The sequence below is a fragment of the Ekhidna sp. genome (genome assembly GCF_039960695.1).
Classification (GTDB): Bacteria; Bacteroidota; Bacteroidia; order Cytophagales; family Cyclobacteriaceae; genus Ekhidna.
Window position 1 is genome coordinate 42198 of sequence record NZ_JBDVKP010000018.1, and the last position, 22754, is coordinate 64951.

Sequence of the window (22754 nt, forward strand, 5' to 3'; positions counted from 1 at the left end):
AATTAATCTTTTACGATTACCCGAAAGCTTACCACATTGTCTTGCGGACTTTCACGATCATAGAATCTTAAGATATACACCCCTTCTTCAAAATCTGCTACATCTATTCTCAACTGCCCGTTGAAACCATTTCTCAAGTCTTCAGACCATTTCGTCTTACCTAAAAGGTCAACGAGCTGAGCTGTTATATCACCAGATTTTAAATGACGGTATCTAATGTTTAGATAATCACTTGATGGATTTGGATAAATTTCAAGATCTTTGAAGTACTCCAATATTATACCCAGGACAGCTTCAATGGTAACTTCAACCCCGTCCTCCGTTGCAAATGCTTGAAGCCTAAAGTCTGTATCGCTTACTCCAGCTTCACCTACCTCAAACTGTACAAAGGATGACTCATCTAAAGGAATACCTGGGTATTCCACAAAGAATCTGTAAATACCCTGCGGAAGGAATCCGAACTGGAATTCACCATTATCATCAGTTTCACCATATGCGATAAGTTCAAACTCATCATCATCCTGACCAGTACGTCCGCCAGAACGTTTTCTACGAAGACCACATTTCCTTTTCGATGCACGTCTTCTTGCATCAATACGCCCACCATCATCACCAAAATCTTCTTCGATGAGGACATCCAATAAACCTTCTCCATCTGCTGCAGTTAATTCGGGAGGCACTTCAGTCATTGTTATATCTATGACATCATCGCTCCTAAAGAATAGCGTATCAGCTTCAGTCCATTCAAATACATTTCCAAAGTAAGTAGGTATGTACAGTCCCAAATCAGACTCCACCAATATGATATAGTTGCCAAGCACCACATCAGGGAACGTGAAAGTAGATGAATTCACATTTTCTAATGTCTCCAAAACACTAAATCCTGTTGCCGTTCGGGTGGTCTCCAGCATGAACCCGTTCAGCGGAGCAGATAAAGGATCTCCATTAGCGTCAGTAACTGATACTTGCATATCAGCTATGGCGAGTACATCTTGGGGATCCAAATCTATTGTGAGACCAGGGACAAGTGGGTTAGTTACCTCGGTTCGGAAGGTGCCCATGTTGTCATAGTCTATCGCTAGAATCACACTTGTAGCATTATTGACTATGAAGTCAGCACTTGAATTGATTTGGACATCATTTCTAAACCACGTATATACATTGCTACTACCACCTGTCGATATAGACAATGAATAATCATTGGTGTATCTAACCTCAATTGGAGCGCCTGCAGATTCATTGAATTGAACACTTGCCTGATTGGAGTAATCGACACTTGAAATAGCTGCTACAGGCTCTAAATCATCAAATTCAAGATTGTTAGTACTCACATTTAGGCTGGTAATAGCAGTGCCAGAATAATCCATTAATCCGGTAATTTGATTGTCAGACGCGTTCATTTCCAACATATTGGAAAGACCACCATTTGCAAGTGCATTTCCAGTAAATGGATTAGGCATATTTCCAGCTGCACCCGTTCCACTGATATCAACAACTTCTACTCTGGTTCTGCTAATGTCCAGCGTAACCCCATCCCAATTTCTCAGTCTTGCTGACGGCCAGTTTAGTCCCTGAGGAGCTATGGCATTAAATATTTGAACCAATGCAAGGGAGTCAGCTTCTGTTTCAAGATCAATAGCTGTTTTTACCTGAGTGGTGTTTGAGTTGGCAGATACTTGTGATTGAGAATTTACCAACCTTACTCGGTAATAATACTGAGTTGCGAAATCAAGATTACTTACCACAATACCTGTAGCAGTTGTCTGTAAGCCTTGGAAGCCAGGGACGAATGTTGAGAAATCTGCTACATCAGACACATCAATCTGATAGGTCAGCACGTCTAAGCCTTGACTCCATCTGGCGGTGAAGCCTGTAGAAGTGACGTCTACTGGAGCGATAGTAACGACACTCTGACTGATGATTAGCTCATCGAGTGTAGCGTCAGAACCTATATTTCCAACGTCATCTGTGGCGGTAACAATTACATCATAAGTTCCATCTGAAAGAGCGGCAATTGCACCCGCTACCAGTGTCCAAGTTCCATCTCCGTTATTCGTACCGCTGTAGCTCACTCCATCTACCTCCACATCTAGTGTAGCACTTGGATCATCTATTGATCCAGTAAGCTGCGGACTTGTGATAGAGGTCGCGTACACATCCACAGTAACTACAGGATTCTCAGTATCGATGTTGAAAACGTCAGTTGCGTCATAAACACCCATTAAATTTCCTGCCAGATCTCGCGCATCTGTTACTTGAACATCCACGTTGGAAAGCAGCTCATTTGCATCAGCGACGCTATAAGAAGCAGTAAAATTGAGGTTGTCATCCCATCCTCCTACACTAAAGGTCAGTGTGTTGGCTGGATCTTCTACAGGGAATGAAATGGTTGGATCAATGCCTGTATCCATCGCTTCATCGAAGGTAATTGTCACGTTAAACTGTGTGTCTCCATCAGTAATTGTATTTATATCAGGAGAATGGTTCACAACATTTGGTGGAGCCACATCTGCGCTGGATTGAATCGTAAATGTATTACCATCAATAAACCCTCCATCAATTTTATTCTTTGGTTCAACAATTCCAAAGCTCTCAACAAGATCCGTCATTAAAGCAATATTGAAAGAGTTCCCAATAGTGGCAGCAGCATCAACATCAACCAATACGTAGAAATAGTGAGTGTCTCCATTAAGAATATCTCCGCTCAATGTAAATAATACAGTATCAGCGATGAACTCTCCAATCTCCGTTGCATTAACAAACCCAGCGTTTAAAGGGTCAGCTTCATCAACGTTAACACTCTCGTGTATTTTCCATCCTGCTGCACTGAAATCTGCAGAGGTGGCATCACCACTAATTCCGAACTGGAATCCTTGTTTGGTTAGGTTTCCACCCGAGGCGGTCACACTAAACTTATAGACTAAATTGTCATTACTCGCTGTATCAATAGATATCCCGGGAACATCAATTGTGGTCAAAGTTGCATCTGGTACAGTAGGTGCGCTTAGGGTAGGCCCTTCTACCCAATCAGTATTGGCGTCCATACTCACAAGGTTGGCACCGTTTGTTCCTCCGGTTTCATCAGTAACAGTTGTGCTTCCAGTACCATCAGACAAAGGATAATATGCGACAAGACCTGCCTCATTACCCAATAACTCATTGTTCATATTGTTCTGAATATCAGTTTGTGATCGAGCATGATCCCATAACCTTATTTCATCGAGCTGACCATCCCATTGATTACCATTATCTGGTCTTCTACCAATGGTAAGTCCATTACCATCAATCACGGTATTTAAAGTGGCTGTTGTCGTAGCCTCAAGATTACCGTCTAAGTATAGATTAATGTTAGTCCCATCGTAAGTAACAGCGGCATGATACCATTGATCTTGAACCAGATTTGTGATCCCTCCTAGATCATTGGCAAATCCGAAGAAATACAGTCTTCCAGGTGCATTTAAGGTAGTTATTAACCCGAACATCTGATCGTTTGCACTGGTGCCATACTGAACGATTCCATGATCTGTATCCGAAGAGAGATCCACATTTGACTTAAACCAAAATTCAAGTGTTCTTGGAGCAGCACCGACAGGGAACCCTGTAGGTGATGTAACTTGCGCATGATCATTTATTCCATCAAAATCAAGGGCGAAATTTGAAATTGCTCCTCCTGTTGTTGTAAATCCGTTTGGATTATCTACATCAGAGTTGATGTTATACATTTCATAATTTGGCGGGCCATTTACCTCTACTACAGCTACTTCATAATCGGTACCTGCTGAAAGTCCATTAATAACTGTACTATCATTGTATCCATTGTAAACCACAAACCAGCCTCCATCTATATCATCTCCTAATCCATAATCTCCAGGATTTCCATAAATATTGTCAGATGGTGATGGGAATGGGTTTCCAGTACCGTCATGAACAACTACAAGCCTTCTTTGACCATCCCCGTTTGTCCAGCTCACATCTGCAGTGGTATCAGTAACGTTTGTAATAGCAAGATTTGTAGCCTGAGTAGCTGGTGCCGCGAATGAATGGCTGAAAATACCTGATGCTATATAATTGGATGTGCCTCCGCTTAAGGCAAAATCATTTAGCGTTCCATCTAAGGCGTTTGAAGATTGATCTATTTCTGTTGTGATTGCTGAATTATTTCCGCCTGCTACTCCTTGATCAAATCCGTAACGAAGTACAAGGTTTGCCTGGTTAGGATGACCACTAAGGTCGGATGCATATACATAATCGAAAATTTCCTGACCGTTTAATGCCACATTCCATATTCGCACTTCATCCATCGAGCCGTTGAAAAATTCTTGTACAGCAAAACTTACCGAACCTAGGTGCAATGGATCAGCTGTAACGTTCATTGTTCCACTCAAAGGAACTTGGTTGTCAAGTATTCCATCAACATACAAGCTCAGAGTGCTTCCATCGTAAGTCATTGCAAAATGATGCCATTCATTTTCCAGGTCTGTTGGAGTCAACGTAGACTGTATTGATTCCCATTGACTTCCTACAAAAACCTGCGCTTCGAAGCGACTATAATCAGCTGGTATCCACCCTAGCAGATAGTTATCGTTTTTACGAACCGCATTTTGAATTGATCCTGTGTTGCCATCAATTCTCAACCATGCCGAAACGGTTACCTCGGTGGTAATATCCAACGTCGGATTATCAGGCACTTCGATATAATCATCTGTTCCGTCAAAGTTTAGCGCATTTTGAGGTGCCGAGATTGCAGGTGAAAGTGCCGGGCCAACAACCCAGTCCGTATTTTCATCCATGCTGGTTAGGTTGCCGTCATTCCCATTACCTGTTGCATCTGTAGCAATTGTTGATGGTGATCCATCATCAAACGGGTAATAAGCAACCAGTCCTGATTCACTACCAAATAATTTACTGTCATGATGATCAAATATTTCTGAATCAGATCGTTGATAATCCCAGAATCTAACTTCATCAATGCTACCTGTAAATGCACCAACAAATTCATCATATCCAATCCGCACCTCATCGGTGGTCTCATCAATTGGCAGTAATACGTTCACATCAAGGACTGGAGACCCATCCACGTATATTTTGCCATTAGATCCATTTTGTGATACTGCCACATGATGCCACTGATCGTCATCTATTCCAGCAGCTACAGACAATGAAGTTCCTCCATTTTGGAAGCCACCTGAACTATAGTACTGTAGGTATAATGTTCCTCCTATTTTGAAGAATGAATACCCAGTGGTTCCTGCAATTTGGCCGACTATATTTTGTTGCCCTGTAGAAGGTGTTTTGATCCAGGCTTCAATGGTCCAGTCGGAATCAAGGTCAAATTGTGGCGCATCGGGCACAGCCACGTATTGTGCAGATCCGTCAAATTCAAGTGCGAGGTTAGAGGCAGCTGATGTTGTAACATCTACTATTGTTGGGATGTGTTGACGATTTCCAATTAAATCTTCAAGAACGAAATACACATCATAATCAGTGCCTGGATTTAGTGAACCTCCGATTCTTGTAATCGCAGATTCGCTTAATGCCGAAGCAAATGTTATTGCGCCAGTGCCATTCACAACATCATCTGAGGTAGGTGTTGGTGTTCCGTCAGCATATACTGCCACACCTAGCAATCCAGTTTCATTTGCGTTGCTATTGATTTGGAAATCATTTTCTGTTATATCATCGACAAATGGGTAGCCAGAAGTAAACAACGGTGCGAAAATGTCATTGTCAAAAGCTGTAGAGCTTACATAGTTTGCATCACCATTAAGTGCCCCATCATTTCCTCCGATTGCGTCAATTGCTGCTGCCGAGTCTTGATCAAACTCAAATGCAAGAATCAGGTTCGGATCGGATGCTATCGATGAGTCTGCATTGGTGTAGATCTCTTCAGCAGAGCGGTCGATATCCCAAACCCTTACTTGCTCGATCAACCCGTTGAAATAGTGTTGCACACCATTTCTGCTTCCTATACTGAAATTAGCAGCACTAACAGTTGATGACGTTAGATTGTCTTGAACAATAAGGTTTGGATATTTTTCGCCGTCGATAAACAATCCAATACCTGCTGCAGTCCCGGATCCATCGTGCGTCACTGCAACGTGGTGCCACTGTCCATCATTTATCGAACTTCCATCCGCATTAACGGCAAGTTGGTCAGAGCCAGATGTATTGTTTAGTGACATTCTAAATAAACTGTCTTGAAGGAAAATCCTATATCCTGTGCCGCCCCCAGCATCTTCCTGCTGTCCGGCTATGGTCTGCAAACCTGTACCAGTGGTTTGAATCCATGCCTCAATTGTGAATGGGTCAAATTGATCAAAATTGACAGCAGATATATTGCCTGAATTAGTAAAGTCTCCAGTGCCATCTAAAGCAAGGGCATTTTGTAGTTGTGCTGGAGTTAATGCATCAGATGGAATCCAATTCGGTGTAGCATTCGATCCTGCCGCACCGCTCCATGTTCCATCATTAGAGCCTTTTAAGTCAGGTAGTGATGTGCCACTAGATTCATTGAACTGATAGTAAGCGACCAGGTCGGTTTCTGATCCTGGATCTAACTCATTATATAAATTATCATTTATTTCCGTTTCGCTTCTTGCCACCTGCCATACTCGAACCTCATCCATTTGCCCGTCGTAATGCCATTGAGTTGCAGTATGGACTCGACCGATTCCATATCCAGCACCCCATCCAGAACTCGTTCCGCTCACAGAAAGCGTTTGCTCTACACCATTGATAAAAATTCTATTAGTTGCACCGTCCCAGGTTGCAGCTACATGCGTCCAGGTATTTGCTGGTATAGAATCGTTGGTCAATGAGTGACCTGTTGGATCGGTAGACGCCACGCGCCAGTTTAACAGGCCTATTTGACCTGCATCATTAATTGTCAACGCTAAATCTCCTATTGCGCCACTACCACTCTCCATATTTTTGAAAATACCAGAGCCCATTGGTGCTAAGTTGTTACCTACCAAGTCTGAGTAAACCCATGCTTCTACCGTAAATGATCCTGTATATGGTCCTCCATATACATTTTGTCCAATATCCACGTAATCGTCGGTTCCGTCAAAGTCCAATGCATTTTGTACGGGTGGTGGAAGAGATAAAGCACCAGATCCAACCCAATCTGTAGCATCATCCATGTTGAATAACATGCCGTCATTGTTAGAGAATACATCAAGGAGGGTATTGGATCCAAGGCCATCATCAAACTTGTAGTATGCGATCATCTCTGAGTAATTAGGATGCAAACTGATATCAGTTGTGTTTGCAAAAGCTGTGATATCTCCAGCCGATAATTCAGCATTCCATATCCTTAGTTCATCAACTTGTCCCTGATATGGACTTGTGATATCATTCCGTATACCTATGAACATGTCACTTGTATGCTGTATGGTGCCACTTAGGTTATCGTTGGCCACAGAATTGGTAAGTAATACACCATCAAGATAGAAACTTACGCCAGCGGCGGTATTGCTACCATCATATGTTACCACTAAGTGACTCCATTGTGCAAGTGGTATGGTTTCTACTGTGGATACCACTAGTTCATTGCTCGCTCCGCCATCGTTGAATAATTGTAATGATGGAATTTGAGAATTAATGGTAATGCGATATCCTCTGGTGGGGCCGCTTGATACTTTTGATACTAGCGTCATGGTTCCTGAAGCCGGTGCGTTCACCCACGCTTCAATAGAAAATGCATCATCAAATTCTAGGTTGAGAGTTTCAGTATGTGAAACACGGACATAATCATTTGTGCCATCAAAATCTAATGCTGTGCCAGCGTCCGTATCTCCTAAAACAGGATAAGTACTTGGAGGATTCAATACTGCAGTTGATACTTCACCCGAAGGAACATTATAAGCAAACACCGAGTCTGCCACAGTGCTTGTATTTATTAAGCCTGAAAGCCTTTCCCAACCATTGACAGCTGAAGTATCTGAGGCATCTTTTCTATAAACAATTCTTCTATTGGCATCGATTCCGCCATTGTAGTCCATGCGGATGTCTACTTTCTGTCCGCCTGGTGCAAATACTCCAAAATATTTGCCTTGATCCAAGTCATCAAATCCACTGGCTTGTACTTGATTAGGTGCTCCTTCGACTAGATAGCCATGAATACCTCCGGTTGCATCATCAAAATAGATATTAATATCTTCACCAAATTGAGCAGTATTAAGCACTCCAGGAGTTCCTGCGTAAGAATAAAGGCTTCCTGATCCTCGAGGTGCTCCAGAAATGACAGGTGTAGCACCAGTAATGGTTCCATCGCTATCTCCGGCTATGTTAGTCGCTGTTGAGGCATTGTTCTCATCAAATCTAAAGTATGCTTGTAAGTGATTGAGACTGTCAAAATCTGCATCCATCTTTCCAATCATATGGTCTCGGATGTTGTTCTGGGTGAGTGGGATATCCCAGATTCTGACTTCATCTATGTCTCCTACAAAGTTTCTGGTTGTGAATTCATTTTGATCCCAACTACCTATAAAAACATTTCGTGTACTTGTATTTGGCTGAGTTTCGGGATTCGTGTGCACCAGCAGACCATTCACATATACTCGTGCGTTTGTTCCATCATAAGTTAAAGCGACATGCGTCCACTCATCAGATGGGATTGTACCACAATTAGCTTGAGCACCTCCACCAATTTCGTAACGTAAGGTTGAGGCATCGAGCCATAAAACCATTTCGTTGTTGAATTTTGAAACAATTCCCTGTGGGGAAGCAGATCCATCTGGATTGATCCAAGTCTCTACAGTAAAGTCTCCAGAAAAATCAATCGAAGGACTGTGTGGAACGGTGATATAATCCGCTGCTCCATCAAAACTCATAGCATGTCCAGCATCCACTGGCGTAGGATATGGATTTTGATCTATGGCGGTTGTAAACTGTCCGCTGCCCATCTGTCCATAGGCATAAATCTGATCGTCATCTACATCGGTGCCCAATACGCCGCTTATGCTTGTCCAGGCAGGATCGGTTCCATCTGCTCGGTACAGTATTCTACGATCCGGTGAAACAGCGAAGATGCTATCGTTTACATCATAAGTTTGACCAGGAGCAAAAACTCCAAAGTACTCCGCATCATCAATGTTGTCAAAGCCAGCTACCGTATTTACAGATGGTGTCTGATTGATTCTGTAAATGTGTAATGGGAGGTTTGGAACTCCTAAATTCTGAACTCTAAAACTGCCTAAATCTCTTCCAGATCCGGCCGTGTAGATGTATTCATAAAAGCTATCGTCTCCAAGGTGAGCACCAGAAAGCGTGTATGAGGAGCCTCCGTTTATTATTCCATTATGGATTCCTTTGAAATCCTGTAGGTTCAATGCGTCAACACTATCATCCATGCGATAGTATGCAAGAAGATTGGCAAAATCTGGATGTGCATTGGTTACTTTTCTTGCCAGGTATTGGCGCATTCCATCTTCGCTCACCGCACTGTCCCATATTTTTACTTCATCTATTTCTCCTTCAAAGAACAGTTCTCCACCATGTGTACTTGATCCAATTCTGACACTGTCTCCAATTGAATTTAAAGGTCCTGTGATCGGAGCACTACTATCTACTAGTTCGCCATTAACATATAGGTTTACAGGATCTCCAGAATTCCATGAAAGCGCCACATGCACCCATTCTCCAGTATTGAAGTTATTCGCATCATAGGTCACTTCCTGAACAGTGCTCCCATTGTCTATTCGTCCTTTCAATTCGGAAAACGGCGAACCATCGGAGCCGAATAGGTATAAACTAAACGAATTGGTTCCAGCAGCTCCATAAGATCCCTTACCTACAATAGTAGCGTATTGATTTCCTGGTCCATTTGGTATGTCATTTGGTTTGATCCATGCTTCAACAGTGATGGCATTTAAGCTTGTAACATCGATTGTTGGAAGTTCTACAAAGTCATCAATTCCGTCAAAGGTTAGCGCTTCTCCGGCACCTTCGGCATTCCCATAGTCGAGAAGTGCTGTGGCTGTAGCAGAAGGTTCGCCAGACCCAAGGGTTGGCGATGTTAGAATTGCAACGTAATCAGCTCCTGGAATCAGAGGTGAAGAAAAAGTAAATGCATTTGATGTGACTGTAGTATCTCCAACAAGTATTTGTGGATTATTTCCAACACACAAAGTGTCTGCTCGATAAATACGAATCAAATCACCATCGGCAGCAGTTACGGTTCCGCTGAGTTCTGTTAATGAAGCCAATGTTATTATCGGAATGTCGATAGCATCATGTTCTGAACTAGCTGTATGCTCAATTGCTGTTGCGTTGCAATACATGATATTCCCTATGAACTCATTGTTTTGCGTTCCAGCGCCTTGTGTATAAATGCCAATGTTATTATTTGCAATTATATTTTGATCGGCAACTGGCTCTGCTCCAATCTTGTTCGCATTTGATCCAGCAGAAAGTCGAATGCCGTGATTTGTATTGGCAATGTTATTTCCCTGATAATCTACCCCAATGTAGTTTGCTTCAATGATGGTACTATCCGATCCACCTGTGCCACCAAGCCAGATTCCGTATTGTGAATTTCCAATAATGTTTGGCCTTCCCTGCGCACCAATGATTCCCCGATCTGCATCGAAATACAAGATTCCCTGGGTAAATCCATATATGTTAAGTCCATAAATCTCCACATTATTTCCTTGAACCTGAAGTCCCGTGCCTGAACCTTGACCATCCAATTGCACCATTTGATTTACATCAGTAAAATTAAATCCGTCTTGAGTGAACCCATCGATGATGGTTCCATCTGCGGTTATGGTTGGCAAAGGTGTTGCTCTTGTGATCACCCACGGAGCTGCAGATTGAATGTCAAAGACAATGGTTGTTCCAGGATTGGCATTGGCATAGTTGATAGCTTCTCGTAAAGAGCCTGTTCCTGTGTCATTGGTATTTGTAACTATACTTCCGGGTGCAATCTCAGCTACTGAAAACTCAGACGTACCATCAGAGATATTGGTAGCCGTAGCAACAACTTCCTCACCTGCAGTGAGTGCCAATGACCCGATACCCCATACTCCACCGGAAACCATGGTGGAGTCCAAAAATGTTTGTCCTTGTCCTGCTGCATCGGTCAGATAAAGATCAATTATATCTCCATTTGTCCCGGAACCTGAAATACTGTCAAAACTCACAATTGGATCGATGACTGGTGGAATTATTCCATTATGAGCTCCACTATTCAATGTGATGCCTGCTCCATTATTGAAAATTGAATTTCTTTGAATTTGATTGCCATTATTTCCGGAACCTTCAATTAGAATAGCATTGGTTGTGTTTTCTCCAATGTAATTAGCGTCACCTGAATTGTTTGCTGATCCAATAATATTGTTGTCAGAGTTCAGGTTATTTATCATGTGGATTCCATTGGTATTGGGAAACGGTGTGCTGGCATCTGAGGCCAGACCGATAGCATTCCCTCTTACAATGTTGCCACTTGAGTTATTAAATCGGATACCAGTAGTGTGTCCGGAAATTACATTTCCTTCGATGAGAGCACCATTCCCTGGAGTCATGTTTATTCCATTTCCTGCCCCAAAGGCCGTTGTCTCCAGGGGATCCAAACCAAGTAAATTCCCTTGAATTATGGTTGAATCAGCATTTGAAATACTAATCTCAGCGGTGGTATTATTTGAAATGACATTCATCTCATCAGAGCTTAATCCTCCAATTTGAACTCTATCTCCGTTTGTCCCCAGGCTGATTCCATTTTGGTTACCCATGCCTGCAGTGGTTCCATCCGGCATAATACCGATGTAGTTAGACTGCACTGTACCTCCTCCCACATAGGTTAGGATGAAAACACCGGCTGAACTATTTCCAGTAATAATGTTTCCTTTATCTGGTGCGCCAATAATATATCCATCAGCCGTAGTGCCTACCGCATTAAATCGAATCCCTTGCGCTGTAAAGTCTCTAATATGCAGTCCATACACTTCAAAAAGATTAGCAGTGAAATTCAATCCTATGGTCTGAGATCCTCCTCCGATAATTTGAGGGATATCACCGGCAGCAATGTTCCATCCTGGCTGAGTGGTCCCATCGATGATGGTTCCTTGAGCTGTAATATCAGGTAAATCTGATGCTAGGTTTATTTCCCATGGAGCACTGCTTGGGATATTAAAGTAAATAGCTTTTCCTGGGGAAACATTGACTGAATCAATAGCGGCTCTTAGTGAGCCCGCCCCAGTGTCATTTTCATTTGTAACTGCTACAAAATTTGGTACAAATGGCGAAGCAAATTCTGAAGTACCATTGATATCTTCTACATAGGCCGTGTAATGCTGACCACTTACAAAAATACCTAAAACAACTGCTTCACCAGATGCAACAGTACCGAATCCAACTTGGGTCAACCCTTGATCGTTGCTACAGCCATCCTGCGAAAGCCATAAAGTAACGCTACTTCCATCACCAGATGTTGAAGAAACGATGGCTGAAGTAGCCGTTATATTATCAATAAGTGGCTGATCGATAAGTGGTGCTGATCCATAGCCAATTCCTCCCCCCTGATTACAGCTGAAAATGTTTGCTCCCAATGCTGTATTTGAAGATAAGTTAGAGTTGAAGAAAATACCATCACCTATGTTCTCAGAAATGATGTTCTGATTGATGTCTCCAATATTGATGTTGGCTGGAGCTGATTCAATTTGAATTCCATTTTGACCATTGCCCAAAGCTGACGAGCCGTCGGACTGGACTCCAATGTAATTTCCATTAATATTTATGTCATTTCCGGCTTGTACTCTGATACCATCACCCGTATTCCCCGAAATAATGTTTAGATCTCCTGGAGATGGCCCACCTATAGAAACATCAGCAGCACTTCCTCCTATACTTATTCCCCCCAAACCGTTAGCAATAGCTGCGTCAGCATTGGCATTAGTACCAATATAGTTTCCACTTATTACAATTGTCGTTCCATTGAAAATATTGATTCCGTATCTGGAAGCACCGGAACCTGATATTACATTTCCTTCTCCGGTAAAAAAGTCACCTCCAATAGTAAGGTTGTCGCTGGTACCTGCTGTGGCAATGCCATGATTACCAACGGCTGAGGTGTCAGATCCAACTGACGTTCCAATCCAGTTACCCTGAATAAATACGCTATCGGCTCCTTGAATATATATTCCATTACCGCCAGTTCCGTGGATGATGTTACCTTTTCCGGATGCTCCAATTTGAGCGTTACCTGCTGACGCAGAAGCAAGATTGATTGTTCCATTGAGCGACGATCCTAAGAATCCTGTCAAGATCAAGCCGTATACTTCAGCTTGATCCGCATCTATGTTGATTCCATGCGCATTGCTTCCAATTCCAGAACCATTGATCTGAACCATAGCGGTGGTATCACCAAAAGTCCAGCCTGGCTGAGTGGTCCCATCAATGATAATATCATTTGCAGTGATCTGAGGAAGAGCTGTCGCCAGACCGATGACCCAAGGGCCACCTCCAGGAATATCGAACGTGATGGCAGTGCCGGGATTGGCATTTGCAAAAGCAATGGCATCACGAAGAGATCCGGCACCTGAGTCATTACTATTAGTAACAACGCTGGCAGGTATAGAATCTGACAATGAAAATTCTGATGTACTCAGTGTTGCATTGACTGCAGTTTCATCATCTTCGACAATGGCCACATAGTATTTACCCAACTGGAAAGACCCATTGACTGTCCAGGTACCACCGCTAACTACGTCTATTGAATCCGCTACTAGCAAACGCCCTTGGTCAATATTACACGAATCGGCTTCATAGATGAAAATGTTGGAGTTGTCCTCTGCTGTAGTTGTCCCAGAAATATATGATGGAGAAACTAAGTTTATTATCGGAGCATCAATATCCGGAGTTGAGGTGAAACTTATACCTCCTTTTTCATTGCAGTCGAATTCATTCCCATGTATGGCTACATCATTCATTTGAGTGCCCAACTTCTCTATGCCGTAATCGCCATTATGGCCTATTAGGTTTGCTTCATTGGCACCAACACCTCCAATTACAGAGTTGGAAAGACCACTGATATAAATCCCTGAATTAATATTCTTCTGAGGTGTTATTTCATCACCTGCTAGTCCAATGACATTGTCTTGAATGGTGAATCCCCTGGTATCTGCATTGATGTAAATTCCTATACCTACGGAACCAGAATTTTGATCTGCAAATACCCCATTTCCTGAAATCAGGTTCCCAATTATTGAGTTACCAGCACTTGCACCATCCACCAAGTTCAATACGATTCCATTTGCGTGGTTTCCAAAGGTATTGTCACTGGTTACCGTAACTCCATCTCCAGAGAGGATCATGTCTCCAACTCCATTGATGTCTAGTCCAATAATATTAGAGTTGATGTCTAGATTGGTTTGGTCACCATTGATTGCAATTCCATCACTACCATTGGCTGAAATTGTATTCCCGGAGATTGTGATATTGGTACCATTTGTAATTCGAATTCCATCATTGGCGTTTCCAAGTGTATCAAGTCCGTCCGATGTTAATCCAATTAGGTTGTTGGAAACTGTAAGTGTGGAACTTCCATTGCCTAGATAAAGACCGTCCGTTCCATTGTTAGAAATGATATTTCCATCAACTAGGACATTGCTGGCCGAATTCGCAAAAAGAATTCCGTACCCACCATTTCCCAGCGGAGTAGAACCATTTTCACCGACACCAATATAATTGTTTAAGATGCTTCCAGTTGGTGAATTTCCAATGTTGATACCATCGGCATTGGTATCGGTATTATTTCCTGAGATGACATTCCTTTCACCGGGACCAACGCCTCCAATGGCAAAAGTGACCGCCCCACCTACATCAATTCCACCAGCTTCATTATTTATAGAGGCATTTCCTGTAGAGTCCGTTCCAATAAGATTTCCTTTTATGGACAGATTTGTTCCGGTGATATTGGTGGTGATTCCATATCTACCATTTCCAGCGCCAGCTATTAGGTTCCCTTCCCCTATTAACGAGTTACCTCCAATGGTCAAGTCATCGACAGTTCCAGTAGCAGAAATTCCATGATGGTTATTTCCGGATGGAGTCGTACCATTTAGTGTCCCAATCCAGTTTCCTTGTATAACTGTGGAATCTGAATTGGTTATGTAAATTCCAGTAGTACCACCGGCATGAATAATATTACCCATACCAGGAGCGCCAATATTTACATTGTCAGCTCCGTCTCCTGTTAATTCAATGGCTGCATGCGACTCTAATCCACTGAATCCGGTGATGATTAAACCGTAAATTTCAACGTCTGGTGCTTCGTTGATATTGAAGCCGCTAGAATTGGACCCAATTCCGGATCCATCGATTGAGACCATATTGTTTACATCCCCAAATATCCAGCCTGGCTGTGAAGCTCCATCTATAATAGTGCCTGCGCCGGTGATATCGGGAAGAGTGGTGGTTACACTAATTGTATGAGGTCCTGCTCCCGGAATGTTGAATGTGATGGTAGTTGGTGAATTCGCGTTGGCATAGTTAATCGCCTCTCGTAATGAACCTGGACCAGCATCGTTTGTATTGGATACTACCCCATCTTGAACTATTGTTGAAGCTGTGAACGTCGGTCCGTACTGAAGAGTCCCATCATTGGTATTTACACTTCCATCTAAAACGTTTAGCCCTGATCCTTCATCCATTGAAAAGTAGGCAATAAGGTTAGCTTCATTGCCTTGAGGTTGACTAAATCGATCGGAGTAATCAATCTTTTCGAAACTCCAGATTCTTAGTTCGTCTATTTGTCCATCAAAGTTGAATGATGCCCCTGAATTGAGCGTGCCAATCTCTAATGGAGAACTGGTATTTTCCATTGCTGTATATGATCCCGAGCTACTCGGGTTATTCGCGTATTCAACTCCGTTTATAAAAAGCCTTATCCCCGAAGCAAGTCCATTTCCATTATAGGAGAATGCTACATGATACCACTCACCTGTTTGAAATGTAAAACCGGTGGTTTCTCCAAATAAGAATGCTGACGCTGAATTATCGGCCAGGGTTATTGATAATTGTCCGGATCCGCTTGTTACCATGTGCCACTCATTAGTTCCCGATCGTTTAGAAACAATTCCTTGAGAATTAACCTGATCAAGGTTTATCCATGCTTCTACTGCAAAGGGTGAATCCGTAGTGCCATTGCCAAATGAAAGACTATCATCATCAGCGATACTTACTCGATCATCGATTCCATCAAAAGTGAGTGCATCTCCTGCAAATGCAATTGTGGTTCCGAATTCGGTAGCCGAATAGCTGGTTGAGTCTTCATTTCCATTGGTTGGGATAATACGGTAGTAAAATCGCTGATCAGTACCGGCATTGTCTACAAAAGACTGAGTATTAGCTGGCAATCCATTTCCAACCACCAATGGAGAACCGAAAGCAGAACTTATATCACGTTCTACGTTGTATCCTGTCTCATCTGTTGCATTATCCATCCACTCCAATGTTATAGCTGTGGCTGAAGTAGCATAAGCAATCAGGTTAGTTGGAGCAAGGGGCGGAGTTGCCGTGGTTACATCAAAAAATGAGTTGTTATTCTGAACATTGGGTGATCCTTCGTCATCTTGTGCTACAAGATACACATCATAATCAGTGCCTGAGGTAAGGCCCGAAGCATTTAGTACGAAGTTTGTTGATGCTGTCGTTACGAGAATATTATCTGCATCCAATTCACCCGAACCTCCGAATCCAGTACCTCCCCGAACATCGTCTACTGAGGGTGCTGAAGCACCATCAGGTACTACCACATAGAAATAGGTACCGGGTTCATTCAATTGCACCGTAATGTCAAAACCAGTTGTACCAATATTATCAACAAGCGGGAAGCCAGCTAAAAATATCGGAGGAAATACGTCATTGTCGAAAGCAGCAGAAGTCACCCAGTTGGATGCAGCAAAATTTAAAGTAAATGGACCATTTAAAGTTCCATTATTCCCATTTATAGTTAGATCTGGAAGATTGCCATAGCTACCGTTATCTCCATTAGCCACTCCCTGATTAAAGTCATAGGAAGCAACTAACCCAGACCCTGCCGATAGCGTCGAATAGGCATCTGCGTTGATCTGTTCTTGATTTCTTACATTGTCCCAAACACGCACCTCATCAATCGAACCATCAAAGAAATCTCCATCTACCACTCCAGTATTAAAAGATGAACCAATTCTATTGAATGCCATATCCCCATGATATGTTGAAGTAATACCTTGGCCGTCTAGCTGCCCGTCTACATAAATTAATACTTCATTTGACCCCTGATCATGCGTGACCGCAATGTGATGCCATGTACCGTCATTGACTGATTGTACTGACCGTACGGTATCAAAATCTGTATTCGTTCCTGTCCAATGCAGGTACCAAACCTCACCGCCATTGATACCAAAAGATCCCCGTATGTTATTGTCAACATCTCCGATGACAGATAGTGCCGCGTTCCCCGTATATCCGGATGCAGCATCAGCAGATACTGTGTTCACCCAGGCCTCAAATGTAAGCCCGGTTGAAAGTGTGTTTCTTGCCATCGAAACATTGTCATCAAAACTGTCAAAGTTTAAAGCATTGTTTTGCAGAGGAGCGCCAGGCGTATAGCCAATAGAACCAGCGGCAATAGTTCCATCTTGACTGCCGTTTCCCGTTGCATCGTCATTGAGATTATTTTCGAATTGAAGATAAACCTGCAAGCCAGTTTCATCGCCAGCCAGTTTAGCATCATAATCCCCATTTATTGCAATTCCTGTCCGTGCGACATTCCAAATTCTAACTTCATCAATGTATATATCATCTCCTTCAAAGGCATCTGCTCTTCTACCAATCCTAGTAGGCCCTGTATTTGCAAACCCTGCTGGTTCGGCAACAGTTGCCACAGGAGTTGAAACTCCATCAATAAAAATTTGTCCCTCTGATCCGGAAGCTGCAGGATCGTAGACCAAAGCAACATGATGCCAGGTCGCTGGGGTAATAGCACCGGGAGCTGATGAAACACTAGCGAATGAAGCTGTTCCATTACCCAGTAACAAATTTACACTTCCGTCAGCAACTACGTACGCATCTAGTGGAGATGGAAAATTAGAATTGGTTTGATTGACAAGGGGTGCTCCTGATGTAATTACAGGGAAATAAACCCATTGTTCCACGGTGAATCCTGGGCCTGTTGTAAGATCATATGTAACATTCACCTCGTTCCCTACTCCTGACAAATCAAGGGCTTGATTTTGAGCATGGGAGGTAAAAGATATTGTGAGAATCAGAAGTGCTAAGGCGAGCTTTCCAATGGCGCGTTGAAGCATGATATTGACTTTAGGTGGTAGTATACTTATTGGTGGCCAATTTAGCCGGTTTAGAAATACCATAAAATACCATAAATCAGGTATTTAGACATTTCTTCCTATTACTAAAATAAATGGAAACGCTTCATTTATTTTTTATCAAATAGTTATTTCGATCAACAATATTCCTTCAGCCATGAATGGCTCTTTATTAGGTATTGAGATACACTATCTTTAACTTCTATAAGGTAAGCCAATTTTTGAATGTCCGAAAGGCTTGCTTTCTTAGTATTAAAATCACTACCATGAAACTTCTGCAAACAGCTTTATTATTAGCAATTTGTACCTCCGCTTTCTCCCAATATGCTTTCGAAAATAAAAAAGCCGAAAAGCTCTATTATAAGCTCGATGATGCATATCTGGACTATGACTATAACACAATTCTTGACGAAGAAGAGACCATCAGGGAGCTCTTTTTGAATAAAGAAGATACCGTTGCTGCCAATATGTATTCATATTTGGCTGAAGCTTACGATTATGAGCTTTCAGATTATCAAACTGCTTTAGATTTCTACAATCTTGAGTTGGGGCTAAGGAAAAAAATAGATCCCGAGAAGGATAACAAAGATCTACTTTATAACATGGCTACTCTCCAGACAGAGCTTGGCTATTACAATGAAGCAGAACAATTCCTAAAAACCATTCGTGCCTCCGACGCAAAATCTTATGGTAAAGAGAGTGCAGAATATTTCGATTCATCCAAAGCTTTAATCGAGCTTTACCTTCAGACGGAGCAAGTAAAAAAAGGATTGGAAGTGACACAACAAATCCAAAAAGAAGTCGCGAAAAATAGCATAGAAGAAGGAGTGTCTTATAAGTGGACGGGTGACGTTTATGCCATAGAAGGTTCTTTCAAAAAAGCCGAAAAGAACCTCGCCAAAGGAATTAGAACATTTGAAGATAATGGCCTAGAAGCTACTTTCGAATATGCCTCTACTTTGAATAGCCTTGGTGTCCTTTATATGGAGAAAGGCAAGCTGCCAGAAGCGGAAGAAATATTTCAGGATGCACTAGATATCTTAAATAGGATGCAAGGCGAAAATGAGGATGCCATAGCAGGTGTTCAGAACAATCTGGCTCTCGTTTACTTCAACCTTGGTGACTATGAACGCACCAAAGAACTTCAAAGGAGCATATTAGCTCAAGACAAGGAGTATTATGGTGAAAACTCATTTACTTATGGCCTGAGCCTTCTAAATCTAGGGCTTACGCTTCTTTACAACAACGAATATGTAGAATCAGAACAGCTTCACTTAGAAGCATTGGAGGTTTTTGAAGCGAGTGCTGGCAAAGAAAGCATTGACTATGGTCGAGTACAGAACAATCTTTCACTTCTAAATACCAAGAGAGGAAATATTGATCAAGCAATTGACTATGGTCAGAAAGCCATTGAAACTTATGAGAGCTCACTAGGAGAAGATCATCCTGAAACAGCTTTTCCATATTTTAACTTGGCCAATGCATACCTTGGGTACGAGGAAATTGACAAGGCACTTCCACTTGCAAATCAAGCGTATGACATTCGCAAAAAGTCACTAGGTGAAAAACACCCGTACTTCGCGCGAAGCACAAATCAGCTTGCCATCATCAATTGGAAGCAAGGAAATACAGAAGAAGCATTGGGTTATTATAAGGAGACCTTTAACAACTACTTCAATCAAATCAATACCTTTTTTCCTGTCTTGACAGAAGAAGAAAAAGCCACATTTTATTATACAAAACTCAAGCCTGGCTTTGAGCAATATGTTTCGTTCATTGAAGAAAACTCACGTGAAGACAAGGAGCTAATCGGCGAAATCTATAATTACCAGCTCTCCTTAAAGGGACTTATCATGTATGCCACTTCCAAAGTGCGTGAAAGCATTCTTTCAAGTGGTGACGAGGCGCTAATTGAGAAGTATGAAACCTGGGTTAGTCAAAAAGAGCAACTAGCCAAGCTATTCAGCGTGACAGACATCTCTCTTAAGGAGAGAAATAAGAAAATCGATTCACTTACCAACATTTCGAACACGCTAGAAGAAGAGTTGAGTAAGGAATCTAAAGTATTTGGAAAAAACTTTGCCAACAGAAATCTAACCTGGCAGGATGTTCAAAAGACATTAAAACCAGGAGAAGCAGCTATCGAGATAGTTAGATATCGTGATTTTTCGACTGACTCAGCCGGGGTTTTTACCGATGAAGTGCATTATGCTGCTTTGATCGTGAAAGCCGATACTGAAGATTTTCCAGAGATGGTAATTATGCGTAATGGCGCCCAGATGGAGACCAAGTATCTGGCGAATTATAGAAACGCTATTAGGTATAAAATTGCTGAAAACTACAGTTATCGACTTTTCTGGAGACCAATTGCCAATCGCCTGGGCGATGTGAAGAAAATCTACTTTGCACCAGATGGTGTCTATAATCAGATCAGCATTTATACCCTGAGAAATCCTCAGACAAGAGAATATCTCATCAATGAGCTGGACCTTTCCATTGTGACCAACACCAAAGACTTAATTGCAGAATCAGAAGTAAATAATGGCTCTGGTAGCATCTTTTTTGGCTATCCTAACTACAACATGGGTTCTGATGAAAATGTAAAAGAGAAGGAAAGTGGAGGTAGAGGTATGAGAAGTGGCGCATCTGGCACATTAGAACGAGGTGCAACCATCCCGCGTGGAATCCGAGGGAATCTCGTCCGCTACATGCGTTCGTTTAATGGTTTAGGGATGCTTCCAGGAACTAAAAAAGAGGTGCAATTAATCGACAGCTTATACGCAAGTAAATCGAGGCAAGCAGAGGTCTACCTGCTTGAAGAAGCTGTGGAAAACAAGATAAAAGAGATCAAAAATCCGAGTACTCTGCATATAGCAACTCACGGATTTTTCCTGGAACTTGACCCTGACGATGCCACTACAGATAAGTATGTTGAGAATCCACTTCTGAGATCTGGACTTGTGCTAGCAGGAGCCAATAGTTTTATTAGAACTGGTGAGCTGGATGAAAGGCAAGGTACGGATGACGGAATTTTGACGGCCTTTGAAGCCATGAATCTAAATCTGGACGAAACAGATATCGTGGTACTATCAGCTTGCGAAACAGGGCTCGGAGAAATCAAGAATGGTGAAGGAGTTTACGGATTGCAGAGAGCATTCCAGATTGCAGGTGCAGATGCTATCATTATGTCAATGTGGACGGTAGATGATGCCGCAACTCAAGAACTAATGACAAACTTTTATGAAGAGTGGCTTACTCATGGTGATAAGCGAAGAGCATTTAACACTGCACAAAAACGTCTAAAAGAAAAATATGACAGACCTTATTATTGGGGTGCGTTTATCATGGTTGGACAATAGCAATTTCAAACAAGAATACAATTAAGGGAAAGTTATCGCTTTCCCTTTTTCTTTTCCCATTTCTGAAGGTCCAGCACCAGAATACCTCTCCCTTTACCCGCCGGATCTTCTACGTGAGCATATTGAAATGCCATATATCTGCCATCATCACTTATCACACCATTTGAGGCCTTATATTCAGGATTGTCGTTGAAAAAAGTAATTCGCTCCACATCGCCTGATTCGTCCAGTTTCAACTTATATAGATCCAGGGTAAGAAATTCTTTCATCCCTTTATACTTGGGTCTGTGTCTGTTGCTTTCAATCAGTATACTCAACCCATCGGGGAAAGTGCCTTCCGCTTCATCGTAGGTTTTTTCACTTTGTGAATAGTTAATAAAGGCCTTTTTATCCATGTCATATCCTAGTACCTCTGCCTGAAATCCAAAGGTTCCTCCAAAGGCATAAAAAATTAGTTCGTTCTCATTTTGCGGTCTGAAGTTTTGCGTTTCTAAATCCCACCCTTTGGCTGGAGATGGCAGATCAGCAGATTGAAAGAGTGGCTTCCAATTTTTCAATTTTGGCTTGCTATTTTCGTATTCAATTTCTCCGGCATAAATCGTCGATCCAAGTGCCCAAGCAATATTCATTTTGGTTCGGGAAACTGCAGGTCCTTCCTTACAATGGACTCCAAGTGGAGTTGGGGGTGATTTCAAATCCTTACTGAGTACCCAAAGTTCTGTATTTCGTGCGTCCCGGCTCTTCCAAGGGTCATTTGAATCGAAGTTTTTTGCTCCGGATAGTAAAATATCTCCATTTGATAAATACAGCGCGCGCACGAATCCTTCATGGAAAAAGTGGTGTGTCATCGGACGAATCTTTCCTGACTTTACCTCCACTTCAAACACATCACCAAAGGTTTTTTCTATGAATAGCACGCGCTCACCATTATGTGACCAATCTGCACGCTGACCAAAATGCGTAACCTGGCTAATATAATCAGGTAAATCCTCCATAGGAGATTTGCCATCTTGGGCAAAAGAAGAAGTAGAAAGAGTAACTAAAGAGAGTAAAAGAAGGTATAAATGCTTCATATAGTTAAGGTGAT

Annotated in this window: 3 protein-coding genes; 1 reads left to right on the top strand and 2 read right to left on the bottom strand. The window is 42.2% G+C overall.

All coding sequences use genetic code 11. The features are described 5' to 3' along the window. Positions 1-2 precede the first annotated feature (2 nt). Positions 3-18290, bottom strand: coding sequence for a LamG-like jellyroll fold domain-containing protein (locus tag ABJG98_RS10320; RefSeq protein WP_348279434.1), 18288 nt, complete (start codon positions 18288-18290; stop codon positions 3-5). A 284-nt stretch (positions 18291-18574) separates the two neighbouring features. On the opposite strand from ABJG98_RS10320, the gene ABJG98_RS10325 reads away from it, so the two are divergent. Continuing rightward, entirely contained in the window at positions 18575-21667 is a 3093-nt protein-coding gene (locus ABJG98_RS10325; protein ID WP_348279435.1) for a CHAT domain-containing tetratricopeptide repeat protein, read from the top strand. A gap of 32 nt (positions 21668-21699) precedes the next feature. Here ABJG98_RS10325 and ABJG98_RS10330 read toward each other — a convergent pair whose 3' ends face one another. Continuing rightward, positions 21700-22740 carry a hypothetical protein gene (locus tag ABJG98_RS10330; RefSeq protein ID WP_348279436.1) on the bottom strand — a complete coding sequence of 347 codons (1041 nt, stop codon included), beginning with the start codon at positions 22738-22740 and terminating at the stop codon, positions 21700-21702. Between the last annotated feature and the right edge of the window lie 14 nt (positions 22741-22754).

What these genes read in the sequence shown, in the direction of transcription:
- ABJG98_RS10320 (WP_348279434.1), bottom strand. Translation starts at nt 18,290, where the DNA reads ATGCTTCAACGCGCCATTGGAAAGCTCGCCTTAGCACTTCTGATTCTC.
- ABJG98_RS10325 (WP_348279435.1), top strand. Translation starts at nt 18,575, where the DNA reads ATGAAACTTCTGCAAACAGCTTTATTATTAGCAATTTGTACCTCCGCT.
- ABJG98_RS10330 (WP_348279436.1), bottom strand. Translation starts at nt 22,740, where the DNA reads ATGAAGCATTTATACCTTCTTTTACTCTCTTTAGTTACTCTTTCTACT.